The organism is Sphingomonas sp. (genome assembly GCF_031361285.1).
Classification (GTDB): Bacteria; Pseudomonadota; Alphaproteobacteria; order Sphingomonadales; family Sphingomonadaceae; genus Sphingomicrobium.
This window is the reverse complement of sequence record NZ_JANMCO010000086.1, coordinates 1-18,975: the sequence shown is the minus strand read 5'-3', so window position 1 is coordinate 18,975 and position 18,975 is coordinate 1. Positions and strand designations below refer to the sequence as shown.

Annotated in this window: 18 protein-coding genes and 1 other RNA gene; 16 read left to right on the top strand and 3 right to left on the bottom strand. The window is 63.2% G+C overall.

Annotated elements, in window-relative coordinates; translation table 11 throughout:
• The 3 genes from ssrA to RMO25_RS08575 all read left to right on the top strand — a co-directional run.
• Positions 1-199, top strand: a transfer-messenger RNA (tmRNA) gene (gene ssrA, locus RMO25_RS08585); the annotation flags it as partial.
• A 163-nt stretch (positions 200-362) separates the two neighbouring features.
• The gene (locus RMO25_RS08580; RefSeq protein WP_309662189.1) at positions 363-2,408 is read left to right on the top strand and encodes an amidohydrolase family protein; all 2,046 of its coding nucleotides are present in this window, start codon (positions 363-365) and stop codon (positions 2,406-2,408) included.
• 77 nt (positions 2,409-2,485) lie between these two features.
• Positions 2,486-3,364 (top strand): hypothetical protein, encoded by an 879-nt coding sequence (locus RMO25_RS08575; protein ID WP_309662188.1) that lies wholly within the window; start codon positions 2,486-2,488, stop codon positions 3,362-3,364.
• Here RMO25_RS08575 and mscL read toward each other — a convergent pair.
• Positions 3,361-3,786, bottom strand: coding sequence for a large conductance mechanosensitive channel protein MscL (gene mscL / locus RMO25_RS08570; RefSeq protein ID WP_309662187.1), 426 nt, complete (start codon positions 3,784-3,786; stop codon positions 3,361-3,363). The genes RMO25_RS08575 and mscL overlap by 4 nt on opposite strands.
• 130 nt (positions 3,787-3,916) lie before the next feature.
• Between mscL and RMO25_RS08565 the strand changes: the two genes are divergently transcribed.
• From RMO25_RS08565 to RMO25_RS08515, 11 genes are all read left to right on the top strand, one after another.
• A complete protein-coding gene (locus RMO25_RS08565) occupies positions 3,917-4,516 on the top strand; it encodes a LemA family protein (protein WP_309662186.1) in 600 nt (199 codons plus the stop codon).
• Positions 4,517-4,596: 80 nt separating this feature from the next.
• Positions 4,597-5,043, top strand: coding sequence for a TPM domain-containing protein (locus tag RMO25_RS08560; protein ID WP_309662185.1), 447 nt, complete (start codon positions 4,597-4,599; stop codon positions 5,041-5,043).
• Positions 5,040-5,858 carry a TPM domain-containing protein gene (locus RMO25_RS08555; RefSeq protein WP_309662184.1) on the top strand — a complete coding sequence of 273 codons (819 nt, stop codon included), beginning with the start codon at positions 5,040-5,042 and terminating at the stop codon, positions 5,856-5,858. The genes RMO25_RS08560 and RMO25_RS08555 overlap by 4 nt, the downstream gene beginning before the upstream one ends.
• The gene (locus tag RMO25_RS08550) at positions 5,858-6,532 is read left to right on the top strand and encodes a TPM domain-containing protein (RefSeq protein WP_405051859.1); all 675 of its coding nucleotides are present in this window, start codon (positions 5,858-5,860) and stop codon (positions 6,530-6,532) included. The genes RMO25_RS08555 and RMO25_RS08550 overlap by 1 nt, the downstream gene beginning before the upstream one ends.
• Complete coding sequence (locus RMO25_RS08545; protein ID WP_309662182.1) at positions 6,529-7,035, top strand: NUDIX hydrolase; 507 nt, start codon at positions 6,529-6,531, stop codon at positions 7,033-7,035. The genes RMO25_RS08550 and RMO25_RS08545 overlap by 4 nt, the downstream gene beginning before the upstream one ends.
• A 110-nt stretch (positions 7,036-7,145) precedes the next feature.
• Positions 7,146-9,329 carry a M3 family metallopeptidase gene (locus RMO25_RS08540; protein WP_309662181.1) on the top strand — a complete coding sequence of 728 codons (2,184 nt, stop codon included), beginning with the start codon at positions 7,146-7,148 and terminating at the stop codon, positions 9,327-9,329.
• A 38-nt stretch (positions 9,330-9,367) separates the two neighbouring features.
• Entirely contained in the window at positions 9,368-10,225 is an 858-nt protein-coding gene (nadC, locus tag RMO25_RS08535) for a carboxylating nicotinate-nucleotide diphosphorylase (protein ID WP_309662180.1), read from the top strand.
• An 80-nt stretch (positions 10,226-10,305) separates the two neighbouring features.
• Positions 10,306-11,712: a nitronate monooxygenase gene (locus RMO25_RS08530; protein ID WP_309662179.1), complete on the top strand. Its 1,407-nt coding sequence runs from the start codon at positions 10,306-10,308 to the stop codon at positions 11,710-11,712.
• Positions 11,712-12,182, top strand: a complete 471-nt coding sequence (locus RMO25_RS08525; RefSeq protein ID WP_309662178.1) for an SH3 domain-containing protein — start codon at positions 11,712-11,714, stop codon at positions 12,180-12,182. Before RMO25_RS08530 ends, RMO25_RS08525 begins: the two co-directional genes overlap by 1 nt.
• Positions 12,183-12,363: 181 nt before the next feature.
• The gene (locus RMO25_RS08520) at positions 12,364-15,150 is read left to right on the top strand and encodes an autotransporter domain-containing protein (RefSeq protein ID WP_309662177.1); all 2,787 of its coding nucleotides are present in this window, start codon (positions 12,364-12,366) and stop codon (positions 15,148-15,150) included.
• 75 nt (positions 15,151-15,225) lie between these two features.
• Entirely contained in the window at positions 15,226-15,666 is a 441-nt protein-coding gene (locus tag RMO25_RS08515; protein ID WP_309662176.1) for a RidA family protein, read from the top strand.
• Positions 15,667-15,716: 50 nt separating this feature from the next.
• Here the strand turns inward: RMO25_RS08515 and RMO25_RS08510 are convergent, their stop codons facing one another.
• Positions 15,717-16,148: a hypothetical protein gene (locus tag RMO25_RS08510; protein ID WP_309662175.1), complete on the bottom strand. Its 432-nt coding sequence runs from the start codon at positions 16,146-16,148 to the stop codon at positions 15,717-15,719.
• A gap of 73 nt (positions 16,149-16,221) precedes the next feature.
• Entirely contained in the window at positions 16,222-17,418 is a 1,197-nt protein-coding gene (locus RMO25_RS08505) for an acetyl-CoA C-acyltransferase (protein WP_309662174.1), read from the bottom strand.
• A gap of 169 nt (positions 17,419-17,587) precedes the next feature.
• Between RMO25_RS08505 and RMO25_RS08500 the strand changes: the two genes are divergently transcribed.
• Together RMO25_RS08500 and RMO25_RS08495 are read left to right on the top strand one after the other, a co-directional pair.
• Complete coding sequence (locus tag RMO25_RS08500; RefSeq protein ID WP_309662173.1) at positions 17,588-18,079, top strand: c-type cytochrome; 492 nt, start codon at positions 17,588-17,590, stop codon at positions 18,077-18,079.
• A 56-nt stretch (positions 18,080-18,135) separates the two neighbouring features.
• Positions 18,136-18,975, top strand: an 840-nt coding sequence (locus RMO25_RS08495) for an acyl-CoA dehydrogenase family protein (protein WP_309662172.1), incomplete at its 3' end; no start/stop codon positions are given.

Below are 18,975 nucleotides of genomic sequence, written 5' to 3'. Positions count from 1 at the left end.
GATGGGGGCGAAATAGGATCGACGAGTGCAATAAAGGCCTGATTGCCGGCCGGCCTGAATGAGCCGTAAAACCGTTCATCACCACAAGTGCTAACGATAACGAAGCACTCGCAATTGCTGCGTAACTGACGGCCTAACGGCCTAGGTTACAAGGACAAAAGCGCGGTTGGACCCCACCGGGCAACAGAAGGGGATTCCAGCGGCCTCCAGGGGAGCCGGGCAACAGAATCCCCTGGACCTTTGCTCGACAGCGCGAGGCACCGGGCAACAGAAGCCTCCCACTTTCGTCGATTGGTCGAACCCGCCTTGCAAGCCAAGCGCGCTCATCGCATTGCGCCGTCGCCTATGAGGGGGATTTGCCAATGTTGAGCCGTCGACTTTCCATTCTGCTGCTTGCCGCCTGCGCTCCAGGCGCGTTGCACGCCGCGCCAGTGGCCAAGGACCAGCTGATGGTCCCGCCGGCCAACGCCGACCATTTCGTCGTCATCTCGGAAGCCGGCAAGCATGGCGACGAATGGCGGTGGACGCTGCCCGACGGCAGCATTGCTTATCGCGAGTCGATCCTACTGCGCGGCCTGGTATTCGAGCAGGACGAAGTGGTTAAGCTTGGCCAGGATGGTACGCCGACCAAGATTATTGTGCGCGGCGTCACTCCGGGCGGCGATTCAGCGGAGATATTCGCGATCGACGCGGCGGTCGCCCACTGGAAGAGCCCGGTCGACCAGGGTGAGGCGGCTCATTCCGCGCCGACCTTTTATATCAGCAACGGCGGGACGTTCCTTGCCAACGACACCTTGCTGCCGGCGCTGCTCGTAGCGGGAACCAGCGGGCTCAACCTGTTGCCATCGGGGCATGGTACATTGGAGCCGTCGCGGACCCTGACCGTCACCGGGCCGGCGGGCCCGAAGACGATCAAACTCTATTTCATCAAAGGCATCCAGCAGAGCCCGCAGCCGTACTGGCTCGATGACAGCGGCAAATTGTTCGGCGCTGTGGGCGGGCTGGGTCTGCTTCCCGCCGGCTATGAGGACAATCTCAAGGCGATCATCAAGGCCCAGGACGAAGGCATCGCCGAGCTCGCGCCAGCGGTCGCCAGTGCCTTCCTGACCGACGACGCGCGCCGGCCGGTGCTGTTCCGAAATGTTCGGATGTACGATGCCGATGCGCAGCGATTCCTGGCCGGCCAGGACGTTTATGTCGAGCGTGGCAAGATCCTGCGGGTCGGGCCGACGCGCCGCGGCGCGGCGCCGACTGGCGCGCGGGTCATCGACGGCAAGGGTAAGACGCTGGTCCCGGGGCTGTGGGATAGCCACATGCACATGCCCGACGACTTCACCGCGCTGGCCGAAGTGGCGATTGGCGTGACGTCGTTCCGCAATCCGGGCGGGTCGATCGAGCTGGCCCAATCGCAGACCCAGCGCCGGGTCCAGGGCACGTTGCTGGCGCCCGAAGGCTTCACCTCGGTAATCGTCGACGGCAAGGGACCGTTGGCCGCGCAGGGCAGCATTACGGTGTCCAGCCTCGCCGAGACCATCGCCGCAGTTCACAAGATCAAGGACGCCGGGATGACGGCGATCAAATTCTACACCTCGATGACCCCCGCCTGGATCGCTCCAGCGGCCGCCGAAGCGCACAAATTGGGCCTGCACGTCCACGGCCACATCCCGGCGGGGATGCGGACGCTCGACGCGATCAACGCCGGCTATGACGAGATTACCCACATCTATTTCGCCACCATGCAGGCGATGCCGGCGGAGGTGGTGGCCAAGTCGAACGGGCTGATGCGGCTGCTCGGCCCGGGCAAATATTTTAAGGATGTCGATTTCAATGCCGAGCCGACCAAAACCGTGATCGCGACCATGGCCAAGCGCCACATTGCGCTCGACCCGACATTGGTGGTGGTTGAGAGCGTGTATATGGCGAGGCCAGGGACGCTTGGCGCGGCGTACCGGGCTTATGCCGGCACCCTGCCGCCAGCTACCGAACGCGGGTTCAAGGGTGGGCCCTTGCCCTTGCCCGAAGGCACCACGCCGGCCGACACGGCGGCGAGCTTCCACCACATGCTCAATTACGTGAACGTGCTGCGCAAGGCCGGCGTGCCGATTGTCGCCGGGACCGACGGCACCGGGCTCGAGCTGGTCCGCGAGCTCGAGCTGTACGTCGAAGGCGGCATGACGCCGGCACAGGCGCTGGCGACCGCGACCATCGGCGCCGCCAAGAATGTTCATGTCGACGACCGCACCGGATCGATCAAGGTTGGCAAGGAGGCCGATTTGCTGCTGGTCGACGGTGACCCGTCGAAGCACATCGGCGACCTGCGCCATGTCGACCAGGTGATGCTCGACGGGGCGCTGCTCGACGGCGATGCGCTGCGCGCCGCGTCGGGATTCAGCGGGCGGCCCAAGTAAAAAAGGCCGAAATGATTCCCTAGTCGGCGACAGATTCGCTTATGGTCGGGCAAGGCCGGGCCGACGCAGGGGGATCTATGTGCGCATGGAAGATGCTGATCGCGGCGGCGGCGCTGCTGTTGACCGGATGCCTGTGGACTCCGGGCAAGTTCGTTTCGGAGTTGGCGCTGCACAAAGGCGGTGCGTTCGTGCTCGATTATCGCGGCGAAATCATCTTGCAGTTGCCGGACGACAAGGATCAACCATCACCGCCGTGGAGTCCGACGATCGCGCGCTGCTACAAGGATGGGCGGACCAGGACGACCATCGACGACGCGCCGGCGAGCAGCGGTCCGAGTTCGACATCCGGGACCGACGGAGATGCCCGGCCTTGCACGCCAGCCGAACTCGCCAGACTCAAGAAGAGTTATGACCAGCAAATCGCCGACCAAGCCGGCAAACGCGGTGAAAAGGCCGAGCAAATGGCGAAAATCTTCGGCCTGCCCGGCGCCGACGATGAGTCCAACCGCCGCTTCGCCGCCAACTTGCTGAAATATAAGGGGTGGCGGTCCGCGACCTATCGCGGGAAGGGCGTGTTCGACGTCGTCTATCATTTCGAGGGACGCGCCGACCAGGACTTTGCCTTCCCGATGATTCCGGATTCCGATCTCCTCCTGCCGTTCATCGCCATCCGCCGCCGAAACGACGGCGCGGTGCTGGTGACGGCGCCGGCCTTGACTGGCGGGTCTGGACCATTCGGAGCGCGGTCGATGGCCGCCGGCCTGCCCGATTCCGGCGACGGCCCAAAATCGCGCGCCGAAGGGCGCTTCACGGTAACCACCGACGCCGAGATCCTGACCAACAACAGCGAAGACGGGCCGAAGGCGGTAAAAATCGCGGGAGGGGCCGGCAAGCAGCTTCGCTGGGACGTCGGGCCGGGTTCCAAGAAAATACCGGAGACTCTCGTCCGGCTTTAGGGCCGACGTTTCAGCTCGTCGCGGATCTCGGTGAGGAGGTCGACTTCGCTCGGACCGGCGGGCGCATCGGCGGGCTTTTTGATCATCTTGGTGGCCCAACGTACGAGCATGAAAACCACGAAAGCGAGGATCATGAAGTTGATCGCGACGGTTAGGAACTGGCCCCAGCCGAGCACCGCGACACCGGCCTTCTTCAAGTCCGCGTAGCTGGCCAGGCTGCCGGCATAATCGTCGGGAACCGGGCCGAGGATGACGAAGTGGTTGGCGAAATCCAGCCCGCCGAACAGCGCGCCGACAATCGGCATGATGATGTCGCCGGTCAGGCTGGTCGTGATGGTGGCGAACGCAGCGCCGATAATCACCGCCACGGCGAGGTCGAGGACATTGCCCCGGGCGACGAAATCGCGAAATTCCTTGAGCATCACGGTCCCCCTTGGTGCGTTCTGCCGCAGTTTACGCGCTTCACCGCCGATTGAAAGCGAGGCCCGATTGAAAGCGGCCATGCGCCACTCTACCTATCCAGCCACGTGCCGTAATTTGGGGATGACTGACATGACCGCACTTCGTCGATTTGGTTTGCTTGCACCACTCGCCGCATTGAGCCTCGCCGGCTGCGGGCTCAACAGCGTTCCGACCGCCGAAGAGAATGTCAACGCGAAGTGGGGCCAGGTTCAGAGCGAATATCAGCGCCGCGCCGACCTCATTCCGAACCTGGTCTCGACAGTCAAAGGTTATGCCAAGCAAGAGAGCACGGTGCTGATCGAAGTCACGCAGGCGCGCGCCAACGCCGGCCGCGTCCAGCTGAGCGCTGCCGATCTCAACGATCCCGCCAAGGTGCGCGCATTCAATGAGGCGCAAAATCGGGTGACCCAGGCGATCATTCCGCTGCAGCGGCTGCAGGAGGCCTATCCGGACCTCAAATCCAACCAGAATTTCCTCACCCTGCAGTCGCAGATCGAGGGCACCGAAAATTCGATCCTCGTCGCGCGCAAGGATTATAATGAGGCGGTGCAGGCCTATAACACCCGCATCCGCACGTTCCCCGACGCGATCGGCGCCAAGATTTTCTACGGCGCCAAGCCCAAGGTGCCCTTTGAAGCCGCCGTCGGAGCGCAAACCGCGCCGAAGGTCGACTTCGGGAACGCCGGCTGATCCGTCGATTTGCATTGGCTGCTGCGCTTGCGATCGCAGTTGCCGGTTGCGGTCGAGGCACGGTGCCTGCCGGCAACTCCGTGCTCGACGTCGGCATGCTGCGTGTCCAGGACCGAGCTGGAATTCTGTCCGCGGCCGAAGAAGTCGAAGTGGCTCGCCAATCAGAGGCGCTTGAAAAAGCGACAAGTGATCAGTTGATTGTCGTAACCGCGCCGACACTTGGAGGTCAGGACATCGCTAAGTACAGCACGGCCCTTGGAAATCGAATGGGGATTGGCCAGGCGGACAAGGATAATGGCGTGCTGCTAGTGGTCGCCCCCAATGAGAAGAAAGTCAGGATTGCAGTCGGATTGGGGCTCGAGGGGTTGTTGACGGACCAAAGATCAGCTCAAATTGTCGCGCACATGCTTCCACACTTCCGTTCCGGTGATCAGGCGGGCGCCATCGACATCGGCGTGCGTGAAATCGACACCGTGTTGCGCTCCGACCGTCGGCGGCCCCAATATCTGCTGAAGAAAGCTGCATGATGGGAAGACTACTCGCATTCTTCCTGTGCTTGGCCGCCACGCTGGCCTCTCCCGCTGTCGCGCAGACGTTTCCGCCGCTGACCGGCCGCGTCGTCGATCAAGCGGGGCTGCTGCGGCCGGAGCAGGTGCTCGACCTCACCAGCAAGTCGGAGGCGCTCGAGAAGCAGACTGGGCGGCAGTTCGTCGTCGCCACGGTCAAGAGCCTCGAGGGGCGAACGATCGAGGACTACGGCTATCGGCTCGGCCGCACCTGGGGCATCGGCCAGAAGGGCAAGGACGACGGCGTCATCCTGCTGGTCGCGCCCAATGAGAAAAAGGTGCGGATCGAGACCGGCTATCGCGCCCGGGTGTTCCTGACCGACGCGGTGTCGAGCGTAATCATTCGCGAGTCGATCCTGCCGCGCTTCAAGGCTGGCGACTTCGGTGGCGGGATTTCGGCCGGCGCCGACCAGATCGTCAAGGTGATGAGCCTGTCGCCGGCCGACGCGCAGCGCAACGCGGCGGAAGCGAACCAGCGCGAAGCGGCGCGGGCGAATGCCGGATCGGCCATCCTGCCCGGATTTTTCTGGGTGATGATTATTGCCTTTGTGCTGCTGTCGATGTTCCGCCGGGTTGCTGGCCGGCGGTATCGTGGGCGAAAGGGCGGCATCAGCCCGTGGGTCGTATTGTGGGGCCTGAATGAATTGAGCAATTCCCGCCGCGGCGGTTGGGGTGGTGGCTCCGGCTGGGGAGGCGGTGGCGGTTTCGGCGGAGGTGGTGGGTTCTCGGGTGGTGGCGGCTCGTTCGGCGGCGGCGGCGCATCGGGCGGATGGTAATGTCGCGCCTGAGCGAAGCCGACCACGCCAAGGTCAGCGCGGCGATCTCCGCGGCGGAAGCGCAGAGCAACGGCGAGATCGTCGCGGTCGCGACCGACCTTAGCGATCCTTATCACGACGTCGCTTTGCACTGGGCGGTAATCGTACTAATTGCGGTTTTGGCATGGGCCGCGGCCTTTCCGGCATGGCTGATATGGTGGTTCGACACGCTGATGGGCGGCTGGCGGCCGGAGCCGACGCTGCGCGAGCTGCTGACCTTTCTGCTGGTGCTGGTGGTGCTCAAATTCACCGCAGTGCTGCTGATTTTGAAATATATGCCGCTGCGTCTGGCGCTAACGCCGGGCGCGACCAAGCACCGCCGGGTCCGGCGGCGGGCGGTGACCGTATTCAAGGCCGCGGCGGAACGGCGCACGGTCGGGCGGACCGGGGTCCTCATCTATTTGTCGATGGGCGAGCGGCGGGCCGAGATCGTCGCTGACGAAGCGATCCTCGCCGTAACTGACGAGCATGTCTGGGGCGGGGCGATGGAAGCGCTGCTGCTCGAAGTGCGCGCGGGGCGGCCGGCCGAGGGCATCGCCGCCGCGATCGGACAAGTCGGCGAAGTGCTGCATGAGCATTTCCCGCGCTCGGCGACCGACACCAACGAGATTCCCGACAAATTGATCGAACTTTGAGCGACGAACTCGAGGCCCCGGCCAAGATCATGTGGCAGGGCAAATATATCCGTGCGTTGACGCGCGGGCGGTGGGAATATGTCAGCCGCGTCGGCGACGTCCGAGCGGTTGTCATCTTCGCCGAATTCGAAGGCAAAGTGATCCTGATCGACCAGACGCGGGTCGCGCTGGGCGGCCGCTGCCTCGAGCTGCCGGCGGGATTGGTTGGCGACGAGGACCCGGGCGCGACCATTGAGGACACGGCGGTCAAGGAGCTCGAGGAGGAGGCCAGCTTTACCGCGAGCAGCGTCGAGCGGCTGGGCGATTTCCATGCGTCGCCGGGGATGCTGTCGGAGGGCTTCACCTTGGTGCGCGCCCATGGCGTGCGGCCGACTGGCGTCGCCCATGAAGAGGATATCGTCGTCCATTTGGTGCCGCGCGCCGACATCCCGGCGTTCATCGAGCAGAAGCGTGCGGAAGGCTTTGCGATCGACGTCAAGCTGCTGATTTTCCTAAACTTCTAGGACTCATCGTCCGCTTGCGGGACGATAGCCGCCGTTGGTCGAACATGGGCTTGCGGCGCGGGCTGCGTTCGCTACGCGCGTGCTCGACAATTTTGCCGGGGAGTTGGTTGATGAAGCGGATGGTGTTGGCGACCGGGGCCTTGATGGCGCTTGGCGGATGCGCGACTGGGAAGCCTTATTCGGGCGTCGAGGCCGGGCCGGCTTTGGTCGCCGAGAGTCCGGCGCCGGCCGTTGCGCCTGTTACCATCCCGATGCCCGACAACGTCCTGCTCGCCGACTGGAGCGGCCCTTATGGCGGCGTGCCGCCGTGGGACCGGGTCAAGCCGTCGCAATTCCCCGAAGCGCTGCAATTCGCGGTTGAGGAGCAGCGGCGCGAGATCGCCGCGATCGCCGACAATGCCGAAGCGCCGACCTTCGACAATAGCATCGTCGCGCTCGAAAAGGCCGGGCAGCGGCTCAACCGGGTCGGGACGATCTACGGCCTCTATTCCAACAATCTGTCGTCGCCGGAATTCCAGAAGATCCGCGAAGAGTGGGATCCCAAACTGTCCGCGGCGAGCGATGAGGTGACGCTCAACCCCAAGCTCTTCCAGCGCATCAAGGCGGTCTACGACACGCGGGCTGGCCTGGGGCTCGACGCCAAGCAGCTGCGGCTGGTCGAGAAGATTTACGAAGGCTACGTCCGCAACGGCGCCAATCTGGCGCCGGCAGACAAGGAGCAACTGGCGACGATCAACCAGCAGCTCGCCCGCGCCTTCGGCAGTTTCAGCGACAAGCTTTTGGCCGACGAGGAAAAGCATACGGTCGCGACGGTCGCGGAATTGAATGGCCTGCCAAAGGACGTCCAGAGCGCCGCCAAGGCGGCCGCCGCCGAGCGCCACCTTGCCGCCGGCAGTTACGCGATCGTCAACACCCGTTCGTCCGTCGATCCGGTGCTGACCTACGCCGACAATCGCGCCTTGCGCGAGAAAGTGTGGCGCGAGTTCGTCAATCGCGGCGACAATGGCGACGCCAACGATACCAACGCGACCATCGCCCAGATCGTCGAGCTGCGCGCCGACCGGGCCCGACTGCTCGGTTTTTCGAGCCATGCTGCCTGGCGGATGCAGGACACCATGGCCAAGACCCCGGACAAGGCGATGGACCTGATGATGCGGGTGTGGCCGGCGGCCGTCGCCCGCGAAAAAGAAGAAGTCGCCGACATGGCCGCGCTGGCGCACAAGTCGGGATTCAAGGGCCGGATCGAGCCGTGGGACTATCTCTATTACGCGGAGAAGGTCCGCAAAGCGCGCTACGACCTCAGCCAGGAGGAATTAAAGCCCTATTTCCAGCTCGATAATATGATCCAGGCGATGTTCTGGTCGGCCGGTGAGCTCTACGGCTACGACTTCAAAGAGAATACTGGCACGGTTCCGGTCTTCCATCCCGACGTGCGCACCTTCGAAGTGACCGACCGCAAGGACGGCCATATCGTCGGCGAATATTATCTCGACACCTTTGCCCGCAGCGGCAAACGCTCGGGCGCCTGGCACGAGGCCTATCGGCCCCGCGCGCGCCTGCTCGGCGACACCATCGTGCTCAATTCCAACAACAATAATTTCACCAAGCCGGCGCCCGGCGAGCCGGTGCTGATCAGCCTCGACGACGCCAACACCATGTTCCACGAATTCGGCCACGCGCTGCACTATCTGACGCTCGACGTGAACTATCCGACCTTCGCCGGTTCACAGCGCGATTTCGTCGAATATCCGAGCCAGGTGAACGAGAATTGGCTGTTGACGCCGCAGGTGCTCAATCGGTTCGCCAAGCATTACCAAACCGGCCAGCCGATCCCGCAGGCACTGGTCGACAAGATCGAGAAAGCGAATAGGTTCAACCAGGGCTATGCGACGGTGTCCTATCTGTCGTCGGCGCTGGTTGACATGAAGCTCCACCTGAAGGCGGACGGGGTGGTCGATCCCGATGCGTTCGAGCGAGAAACGCTGGCCGAGCTTGGCATGCCGCGCGAGATGGTGATGCGCCACCGGCTGCCGCAATTCGGGCATTTGTTCCAGAGCGACAGTTACTCGGCCGGCTATTACTCTTACCTTTGGTCGGAGGTAATGGATGCCGACACTTGGGCAGCGTTCGAAGCCGCCGGCAACGTGTGGGACAAGACGATCGCAAGTCGTTTCAAGTCGATCATCTTGCAGACCGGCAACGAGACCGACCGCGCCGAGGCGTATCGCGCCTTCCGCGGCCGCGATCCGGACGTCACGGCACTGCTCAAGCGGCGGGGATTTCCAACCAACTGAGCTTGTCGGCGGGAGTGCGGCTCGCCTACAGGCTGACCATGCCAATCGCCGACGATTTCGACATTGATGATTTCGTCCGGCGAGTGCTGGCCGAGGATCTGGGGGCGGGCGGGGACGTCACGTCGAACGCAACCATCGCCGCCGACGCGCGATTTTCAGCCAGCATCAATTGCCGCGAAGCAATCGTTGTCGCTGGGCTCGATGTTGCGGCGGCGTTTTTTCGGACACTTGATCCTGAGGTTCAGACGAAAATATTGGTTGGTGACGGTCAGCCGGCGGGCGCGGGCACGGTGCTGATGCGTCTCGATGGCAAGGCGCGAGCGATGCTTGCCGCCGAGCGGTCGGCACTCAATACGCTGCAGCATCTGTCGGGCGTCGCGACGCTGACCCGGCGCTATGTCGACGCGATCGAAGGCACTAGCGCGACGCTGCTCGATACGCGCAAGACGGTCCCGGGCCTGCGCGTGCTCGACAAATATGCGGCGAGGATGGGCGGCGCGCACAACCACCGGATGCGGCTCGACGACGGACTGTTGATCAAGGACAATCATGTCGCGGTGTGCGGCGGCGTCGCGCCGGCGGTGCGCGCGGCACGAGCGGCGAACGTCGGCCTGCCGGTTCAGGTCGAGGTCGATCGCCTCGACCAGATTGAGCCCGCGCTCGCCGCCGGTGCCGACCGACTGTTGCTCGACAATATGGACGTCATGACGCTCAAGCGGGCGGTCTCTTTGGTTGCCGGGCGCGTCCCACTCGAAGCATCGGGCGGCGTCAATCTCGATACCATCCGCGGCATCGCCGAAACCGGCGTCGATTATATTTCCGTAGGCCGTCTCACGCAGTCGGCGCCAGCGGTCGACATTGGACTAGATTACACCTTGCGGCGGAGTGCCGAATAGGGACCGCCGCACAACATGGATTTATTTCGCATCTGACGCGTTCGACATTATATGACGCCTTAAGCGTTAGGAGAATTTCGTTGTTCAAGGGGCTCAAGCCCATCCTCTATGGCGGCCGCGAGGTCTGGCCGCTGATCGAAGGCGGCAAGGGCGTTAGCGCCACCAATCATGCCAGTTCCGGTGCCTGGGCGGCGGCCGGCGGCGTCGGCACCGTGTCCGCGGTCAACGCTGACAGTTACGATCCTGAAGGCCGGATTATTCCGCAGGTCTATAAGGCGCTGACCCGCCGCGAACGGCACGACGAACTGGTCCAGTATGCGATCGACGGCGCGGTGGCGCAAGTTGAGCGCGCATATGAAATCGCCGGCGGCCACGGCGCGATCAACATTAACGTGCTGTGGGAAATGGGCGGCGCCCAACGCGTCCTGCACGGTGTGCTTGAGCGCACCAAGGGGCTGGTTACCGGAGTCACATGCGGCGCCGGCATGCCGTATAAGCTGAGTGAGATCGCCGCTTCTTATGGCGTCAGTTATTTGCCGATCATCAGCTCGGCGCGGGCGTTTCGGGCCTTGTGGAAGCGCGCTTACTCCAAGGCCGCCGAATGGCTGGCGGCGGTGGTCTATGAGGACCCGTGGCTGGCCGGCGGGCACAACGGTCTCAGCAACGCCGAAGACCCGAGAAAACCACAAGATCCGTATCCGCGGGTCAAGGAATTGCGCGAAACGATGCGCGAGGGCGGCATTCCCGACAGCGTACCGATTGTCATGGCCGGCGGCGTGTGGCGGCTCGACGAGTGGGCGCACTGGATCGACAATCCCGAGCTTGGACAGATTGCCTTTCAGTTCGGGACGCGCCCACTGCTGACTCAGGAAAGCCCGATCCCGCCCGAGTGGAAGGCGCGGCTGATGACGCTGGAGGAAGGCGACATATTGCTCCACCGCTTCTCGCCGACCGGATTTTATTCGTCGGCGGTGCGCAACGCTTTCCTGCGCAATTTGGAGGAGCGCTCGCACCGCCAGATCGCGTTTACCAAGGAGCCCTTGGGCGATCATGCATTCGAGCTAGACGTCGGTCTGGCCGGCAAGCGCCATTATTGGGTGACCAAGGGTGATTTGCAGCACGCGCGCGAGTGGTATGCGGCTGGTTACACCGATGCATTGAAGACGCCCGACGAAACTTTGGTGTTCGTCGCCCCTGACGAGAAGAAGACCATTCGCACCGACCAGGCCGAGTGCATGGGTTGCCTGTCGCAGTGCGGCTTTTCGTCCTGGGCCGATCATGAGAAGAACAGCACCGGACGGCTCGCCGATCCGCGCAGCTTTTGCATCCAGAAGACGCTGCAGGAAATCGCTCACGGTGGGTCGACCGAGCAGAATCTGATGTTCGCCGGTCACTCGGCATTTCGCTTCCAGAGCGATCCGTTTTACTCGAACGGTTTCGTGCCGACCGTCAAGCAGCTCGTCGACCGGATCCTGACGGGAGCGTGATGCGCACCCTTGCCGCGGCTGCGCTGCTCTTGCTCGCGACCGCCGCGAGCGCGCAGGACAAAACCCCGCCATATTGGGCATCGATTGCCAGCGGCGAGGCGATGATGCGCACCGGGCCGGGGCGCAATTATCCCGGCACTTGGCTGTACAAGCGCCGCGACCTGCCGGTGCGGGTGGTCAAGACCTACCCCAACTGGCGGATGATCGAAGACCCGGACGGGACCAGAGGCTGGATGCTGGTGACGTTGCTCTCCGATCAGCGCACCGCGATCGTCAAGCCGGGTCCGCCGCGCGCGATCCACCTCGAAGCATCCGACTCGAGCCGCGTTCGGTACCGCGCCGAAGCTGGCGTCGTCGGCCGCATCGACAAGTGCGCTGGCGGTTGGTGCCACATCGCCATCGGCCAACGGCATGGCTTTATCGCACGAGGAGATGTTTGGGGCACCGACACAGGCGAGTCGCTCGACTAACTGATGCTAATTTACAACAAAGCCTAGCTCGTGCCGCAGTAACCAGCTTTCTTTCGTTGCCAACCGTTTATTGCGCTGCCAGTAATGCTTCCATCGAGGAACGGGTCTGCCGAGGCCTGTATCCACGGGGCAATTTTAACTGGCGCTGCGCTCGGCGGCGCTCGGAACAGGGAGTTTGATTATGGTTTCGTTGGCATCTCGCGCCCGCCTGCTGGGCACCGCCGCATTAGGTTTGGGTTTGGCGATGTTGGCAGCGCAGCCGGCCCAAGCGGCGTGCACCATCACCACGGTGACGAATCCAAACGACACCGTCGATTGCGCCACCAATACGACGACGACGAACACGACTGGCGCCGGTCCAACCGACCGGCACTATAGCGGTTTGGCCACTTATCCCTTGTTCACTAACGTTGCGACGGGTGTGCTGGTTGACGGCTATGGCCTGGCCATCACGTCGACTGGTGCCTTCTCCCTTACGGTGACCAACAACGGCGCGATTCAAGTTGATGCGACCCTCACGCCAACGGCCGGCGGCGGAGCCGCGTTGCAACTGAACACGGACAATTCACCGCTCATCTACAGCGGCACCGGCAGCATCAGCAATCTCGGCGTCGGCAACGGCCTTGGGGTCAACATCACCGGCACCGGCACTTTCCTGGGAACGATCGGCGGCAGCGTCAGTGCCGCCGCGGGTGACGCGATCAACATTGCCACCGCAGGCGTTGGCACGATCGACCTGACAACTGCCGGAGCGGTAAGCGCGATTGGCGGCAATGGCATTCAGACGTCGGCGACGACGGGCGCGACCACGATTACGGCTGGTGCTGCGGTCACCGCCGACCAGCAAGCGATTTTGGCGAATGCGACAACCGGCGATATCACCGTTAACATCGATGGTAATGTGTCGAGCACCACTCTTGGCGATGTCGTCGCAACCACCACTGACGGCATATCAATCGTCAACGTCTCGGCTGGTAATACAGTTGTCGGCACCACCGGCGACGTCATTAACTTCTATGGCACTGGCGCCAACGCCACGCTGAACAACAGCGGCACCATCGGCAACGCGACGAGCGGTCGGGCGGTCTTCACCTCCAGCACCAAGGGCGTCACCGTCAACAATCTGACGGGCGGCGTGATGAACGGCAATTATGACCTGTCGGACCTCAACGATACGATCAACAATACCGGAACACTCAATGTTCGTGGCATCAACAATTTCTACATTGGTACTGACGCGCTCAAGAACTTGGCTGGCGGCGTACTGAACATCGCCACGGGTTCGATTTTCGATGGACTTGAGACACTGTCGAACGCGGGAACGGAGAATTTGACCGGAACCGTCACCTTCACGGGTGTGGCAACCGCCGTATCCAATAAGGGCACCCTCAACACCACGGGCGCGACGACCTTGACGGGTCTCGGGACCTTCAACAATGCCGCTGCTGGAACGATTGTCCTGGCACCAGCGGTGTTCACGCTTACCGGCAACACCACCTTCACTAATGCGGGCAGGATCCGCGCCGAGGGCGGAGCGACCACCATTACGTCGGCAATCCCGCTCACCAACACTGGCATCATCGATCTGCAAGATGGCGCGGTTGGCGACGTTCTCACCATCACCAACAACTATAATGCGGGCGCCAACGCCCGGCTGGCGCTGGATATTGGCAATACGTCGGCCGACATTTTGGCGGTCAATGGCAACGTCACCGGCGGCGTGACCAACGTCCTGCTGACCCCGGTCCCGGGTACCTCGGGCATCAGCACCGTCGGCGTCCTGATCGTCGACGTGACGGGCACCACCGTGGCCAATGCCTTCACCACCACCAGCGTGATGAACCCGGTCATCAACTATGCGATCGAACAGCGCGGCGTTGATTATTACGTAGTTGCCTTGCCAAATGCGCTCGCTTTTTCGCCGGTGCTGATTGGCAATCTGGTTCAGGACACCTGGTACCAGGGCGCTGAAACATTCAATTCGATGGCCGCGGCGCGCGGTGGCGAAAGCGACGGCGGTGTTGCGCTGTGGGCCCTGCCTTATTATTCGCGCGACCATTACGGCAACGCGACCAGCACCTTCACGACGACCGGTGGCACCTTCACCATCCCGACCCGCATGCGCACCACCCGGGCCGGCATCCAGGGCGGCCTCGACTTCAATGCTGGCATGGCGGCGATCGGCGTGACCGGCGGCTACCAGCAAGCCGAGTTCGACATTAACGGCTCGAAAATCAAGGGCTGGAACGCCGGCGTCTATGCAATGGCTGGCGGCCCGTCGGGCATGTACGCCAATTTGCTGGGTAAATACGACAAGGATAAAACCGATTTCGGCACGGGTCCATTCAATGCTCTTGGCACCGACTCGCATAGCTACGGCGCCGACGGTGAAATCGGGTATCGCTTCCCGGGTTCAGGTAGCATAGGCATCGATGCCAGCGCCGGCCTCGCCTACGTTCGGTCGAGCATCGACACCTTCTCGTTCGGCGGCATCAATTACGACTACGACAAATTGTCGTCGTTGCGCGGTCGGATCGGGGTTCGGGCGGTGTTTAACAATCTCGCCAAGCTGTTCATCGGCGGCAAGCTGATGAACGAGTTCAATGGCGACACCAATCTCGTCCTCGACAGCACCACCGACGCCTTCGTCAGCAACCAGGGCCGCGGCACTTGGGGTCGGCTCGAAGGCGGCTTCGGTGGCGGCGCAGACTCGCCGTTCATGATGAATGCCTGGGGTGACTTCGGTGACGTCAAGGGCTGGGGCGTTCGCGGTGGCGTGCGCTTGAGCTTCGGCGGATCGCACGTTGAGGAAATAGCGCCTCCACCGCCGCCGCCACCGCCACCGCCGCCGCCGCCACCTCCGGCGACGCAGACTTGCGCCGATGGTTCGGTGATTCTGGCGACGGACGCCTGCCCGGTGCCACCGCCACCGCCGCCGCCGCCGCCGCCTGAGCCCGAGCGCGGCTAAAGCGGCTTGAAGATCGACAAGATTGGGGCTCCGGCGGTATCGTCGGGGCCCTTTTCTTTGGGTCAGGAGGAGCCAATGCTCATTGCTACCGCAGTCCTAGCCATGGCTGCCGCCGGTGTTCCAGCCCGCCCCGCCGTCGAGCATTTCGGCAAGCCGACGCTCAACGGCCAGGCCTTGCCATTCTCCGATGCCGTGCGGGTCGGCGACACACTCTATTTGTCGGGTCAGCTCGGGATCGGCGCCGACGGCAAGCTGCCCGACGGGATCGAGGCCCAGACCAAACAGGCGCTCGACCATGTCGGGGCAATCCTGAAACGCGCGGGGCTCGGTTACGGCGACGTTTTCCACTGCACCGCAATGCTTAGCGACATGAAGAACTGGCCGGCGATGAACGCAGTCTATGTGACCTATTTCCCCGAAGGAAAGCGCCCCGCCCGCAGTGCGTTCGGTGCCAACGGCCTCGCATTGGGCGCGTTGATCGAGCTTGAATGTCAGGCTTACGCTGGGAAGCGTTAGGCTGAAAGTCGGTGGCTGAACCGGCGGATGACTGGATCAGCCACCGGTTCTTACATCGTTAGCGGAACGTAGGCGACGCGTTTGATGGGCAGCTTTTCGCCCTTGTCGCTGGTGGTTTCACCCGACCCGCCTTCGGCGATCATCGGATCGGACCAGCAAGTCTCGCCGTCCTTGGTCATCGCGCTGGTGAAGCAGGCTTTGCCATCCTTCATCACCGCGGTGCCGTGATCGATATGCTCTTTGCCTGAGACGGTGATATATTTGCCCGTCGCGTCGACCGATTCCTGCATCGGCTTTTTGGTCTTGTTGTCGGTGTATTCCCAGCTCGTTTCATTGATTGAGGCGAGCGCGGTGCCGGCCATGTTGGCGTCGGCCGTATTGGCGTCCATCGCCATATTGGCATCGTTGGCCGGCTCAGCTGCCGGCTGCTTGTTACAGGCGGCAAGCGCGACGATTGCCGCGACGAGAATGACTTTACGCATGTCGAGTCTCCCCTGGTGGAACCGACGACGTAACAGGCTTGCGGGGCACTAGCGAATCCGGGGTCGGGTGGACCTAAACAAGTTCCACCGCGACCGCGGTCGCTTCGCCGCCGCCGATGCACAGGCTGGCGATGCCGCGCTTGAGGCCTTTCTGCTTGAGCGCGCTGACCAAAGTGACGAGGATGCGAGTGCCGCTGGCGCCGATCGGGTGGCCGAGCGCGGTCGCGCCGCCGTGGACGTTGATCTTGTCATGGCTGATGCCGAGGTCTTTCATGGCGAACATGGCGACGCAGGCGAACGCCTCGTTGACCTCGAACAAATCGACGTCGCCGACTTTCCAGCCGGCTTTGGCCAGGACCTTGTTCATGGCGCCGATCGGGGCGATCGTGAACTCCGAGGGTTCCTGGGCGTGGGCGGCGGTGGCGACGATCCGCGCGACCGGGGTCAGGCCGGCAGCCTTGGCGGTGGATTCGCGCGTCAGCACCAGCGCGGCGGCGCCGTCGGAGATCGACGAGCTGGTCGCGGCAGTGATCGTGCCTTCCTTGGCGAAGGCGGGCTTCAGTTGCGGGATTTTGTCGGGGCGGCCACGGCCCGGCGCTTCATCGGTGTCGACGATGGTCTCGCCGGCGCGATTCTTGATCGTTACCGCAGCGATTTCGTCCTTGAATTCGCCCTTGTCGATCGCCGCCTTGGCGCGATTGAGGCTCTCAATCGCGTAATCGTCCATCTGTTGGCGGGTCAGCTGATATTCGTCGGCGGTGCACTGGGCGAAGCTGCCCATCGCGCGACCTTCTTCATAGGCATCCTCGAGCCCGTCGAGGAACATGTGGTCATAAGCGGTGTCGTGGCCAATCCGCGCGCCCGAGCGGTGCTTCTTGAGGAGGTACGGGGCGTTGGTCATCGATTCCATGCCGCCGGCGATGATATAGTCGGCATTGCCGGCGGTGAGTGCCTCGTCGCCCATGATCACCGTCTGCATGCCCGATCCGCACACCTTGTTGACCGTCGTTGCCTGGACCGACTTGGGCAGCCCGGCCTTGATCGCCGCCTGGCGCGCCGGGGCCTGGCCAAGGCCGGCGGGCAGCACGCAGCCCATGTATATGCGGTCGATGTCGCCGCCGCTAACGCCCGCGCGCTCGACCGCCGCCTTGACCGCGGTCGCGCCGAGGTCGGTTGCCGTGGCGTCGGCCAGCGCTCCCTGCATCGCCCCCATCGGCGTGCGAGCGTAGGACAGGATGACGGTGGGGTCGGACGACGGGGTGGTGGCCATTGAATGCTCCTTGTTGCGTCATTGCGAGCGTAGCGAAGCAATCCATGGATTGCCGCGTCGCCTGCGACTCCTCGCAATGACGGTTTCGGGCTGCACATAGTGCGGGGGGGCAGCTTGTTCAAACCGCCTGCTTGCAATGCCCGCTTTCGCTGATAGCTTCGGCGGCGGAATGAAGCGACGCGCGTCCTCCCTGATCCTGGCCGGTGCGGCGGGCCTGTTCGCGATTTCGGTCGCCGCGGCGCAGACGCCGACTGTTCCGGGGCCGCCGCCGGCGCCGTTCGCCGTCTCGCCCTACAAGAATTTGAAAGTCTTCCCGAAAGACGTCACGCGGGCGGACTTGCTCGGGACGATGAAACAGTTTTCGCAATCGTTGGGCGTCCGCTGCACCTTCTGTCACGTCGGCGTGGAAGGCCGGCCGCTGGCGACGTTCGATTTCGCGTCCGATGCCAAGCCCAACAAGGGGATCGCCCGCGACATGCTCCGATTGGCCGATCGCCTCAACCGCACGGATCTTCCGGCCATCGGCGGCCTGCTCGACCCGCATGTGACCTGCTACACCTGTCACCGCGGATCGCGGAAACCGGCGACGATGCCGCCCGCGGCTCCGACCGCCGCGCCGCCCGTTTCGCCTACGGCCGCGCCAAAGGCCGAGCGCGGCTGATTTGAATCTCCCGCACGGTCTCTGCTAGCGGCAGGGCAAGCAGGAGCATTCAGCCCATGACCGATCCCGGCCTCGACTTCGACCTCGGCGAAATGGCCGACACCATCCGCGACACCACCCAGCGGTTCGCTCGCGACAAGATCGCGCCGATCGCCGGCGCCATCGACGAGAAGGATGAATTCCCTCGGCATTTGTGGCCGCAAATGGGCGAATTGGGGCTGCACGGCATCACCGTCGAGGAGGAATGGGGCGGACTCGGGCTTGGCTATCTCGAGCATGTCGTCGCGCAGGAGGAAGTGGCGCGGGCATCGGCATCGGTTGGCTTGAGCTACGGCGCGCATTCCAACCTGTGCGTCAACCAGATCCGCCGCTGGGGCAATGACGAGCAGAAGCGAAAATATCTCCCCAAGCTGATCAGCGGCGAGCATGTCGGATCGCTGGCGATGAGCGAAGCGGGCGCTGGCAGCGATGTCGTCGGCATGAAATTGAAGGCCGAGAAGAGCGGCAACGGCTACCGCCTCAACGGCACCAAATTCTGGATCACCAACGGCTCGGATGCCGACGTGCTGGTGGTCTACGCCAAGACCGGCGAGGGCAGCAAAGGCATTACCACCTTCCTGATCGAGAAAGACATGGAGGGCTTTTCGACCGGTCAGAAGGTCGACAAGATGGGGATGCGCGGTTCGCCGACCAGCGAATTGGTGTTCGACGACTGCTTCGTCCCGCCCGAGAACATCATCAGCGAAGAGAATAATGGCGCCGCGGTGCTGATGAGCGGGCTCGATTATGAGCGCACGGTGCTGGCTGGGATCCAGATCGGCATCATGCAGGCGTGCCTCGACGTCGTCCTGCCCTATGTTCGCGAGCGCAAGCAGTTCGGCAAACCGATCGGCAGC

What these genes read in the sequence shown, in the direction of transcription:
- RMO25_RS08580 (WP_309662189.1), top strand. Translation starts at nt 363, where the DNA reads ATGTTGAGCCGTCGACTTTCCATTCTGCTGCTTGCCGCCTGCGCTCCA.
- RMO25_RS08575 (WP_309662188.1), top strand. Translation starts at nt 2,486, where the DNA reads ATGTGCGCATGGAAGATGCTGATCGCGGCGGCGGCGCTGCTGTTGACC.
- mscL (WP_309662187.1), bottom strand. Translation starts at nt 3,786, where the DNA reads ATGCTCAAGGAATTTCGCGATTTCGTCGCCCGGGGCAATGTCCTCGAC.
- RMO25_RS08565 (WP_309662186.1), top strand. Translation starts at nt 3,917, where the DNA reads ATGACCGCACTTCGTCGATTTGGTTTGCTTGCACCACTCGCCGCATTG.
- RMO25_RS08555 (WP_309662184.1), top strand. Translation starts at nt 5,040, where the DNA reads ATGATGGGAAGACTACTCGCATTCTTCCTGTGCTTGGCCGCCACGCTG.
- RMO25_RS08550 (WP_405051859.1), top strand. Translation starts at nt 5,858, where the DNA reads ATGTCGCGCCTGAGCGAAGCCGACCACGCCAAGGTCAGCGCGGCGATC.
- RMO25_RS08540 (WP_309662181.1), top strand. Translation starts at nt 7,146, where the DNA reads ATGAAGCGGATGGTGTTGGCGACCGGGGCCTTGATGGCGCTTGGCGGA.
- nadC (WP_309662180.1), top strand. Translation starts at nt 9,368, where the DNA reads ATGCCAATCGCCGACGATTTCGACATTGATGATTTCGTCCGGCGAGTG.
- RMO25_RS08525 (WP_309662178.1), top strand. Translation starts at nt 11,712, where the DNA reads ATGCGCACCCTTGCCGCGGCTGCGCTGCTCTTGCTCGCGACCGCCGCG.
- RMO25_RS08520 (WP_309662177.1), top strand. Translation starts at nt 12,364, where the DNA reads ATGGTTTCGTTGGCATCTCGCGCCCGCCTGCTGGGCACCGCCGCATTA.
- RMO25_RS08515 (WP_309662176.1), top strand. Translation starts at nt 15,226, where the DNA reads ATGCTCATTGCTACCGCAGTCCTAGCCATGGCTGCCGCCGGTGTTCCA.
- RMO25_RS08510 (WP_309662175.1), bottom strand. Translation starts at nt 16,148, where the DNA reads ATGCGTAAAGTCATTCTCGTCGCGGCAATCGTCGCGCTTGCCGCCTGT.
- RMO25_RS08505 (WP_309662174.1), bottom strand. Translation starts at nt 17,418, where the DNA reads ATGGCCACCACCCCGTCGTCCGACCCCACCGTCATCCTGTCCTACGCT.
- RMO25_RS08500 (WP_309662173.1), top strand. Translation starts at nt 17,588, where the DNA reads ATGAAGCGACGCGCGTCCTCCCTGATCCTGGCCGGTGCGGCGGGCCTG.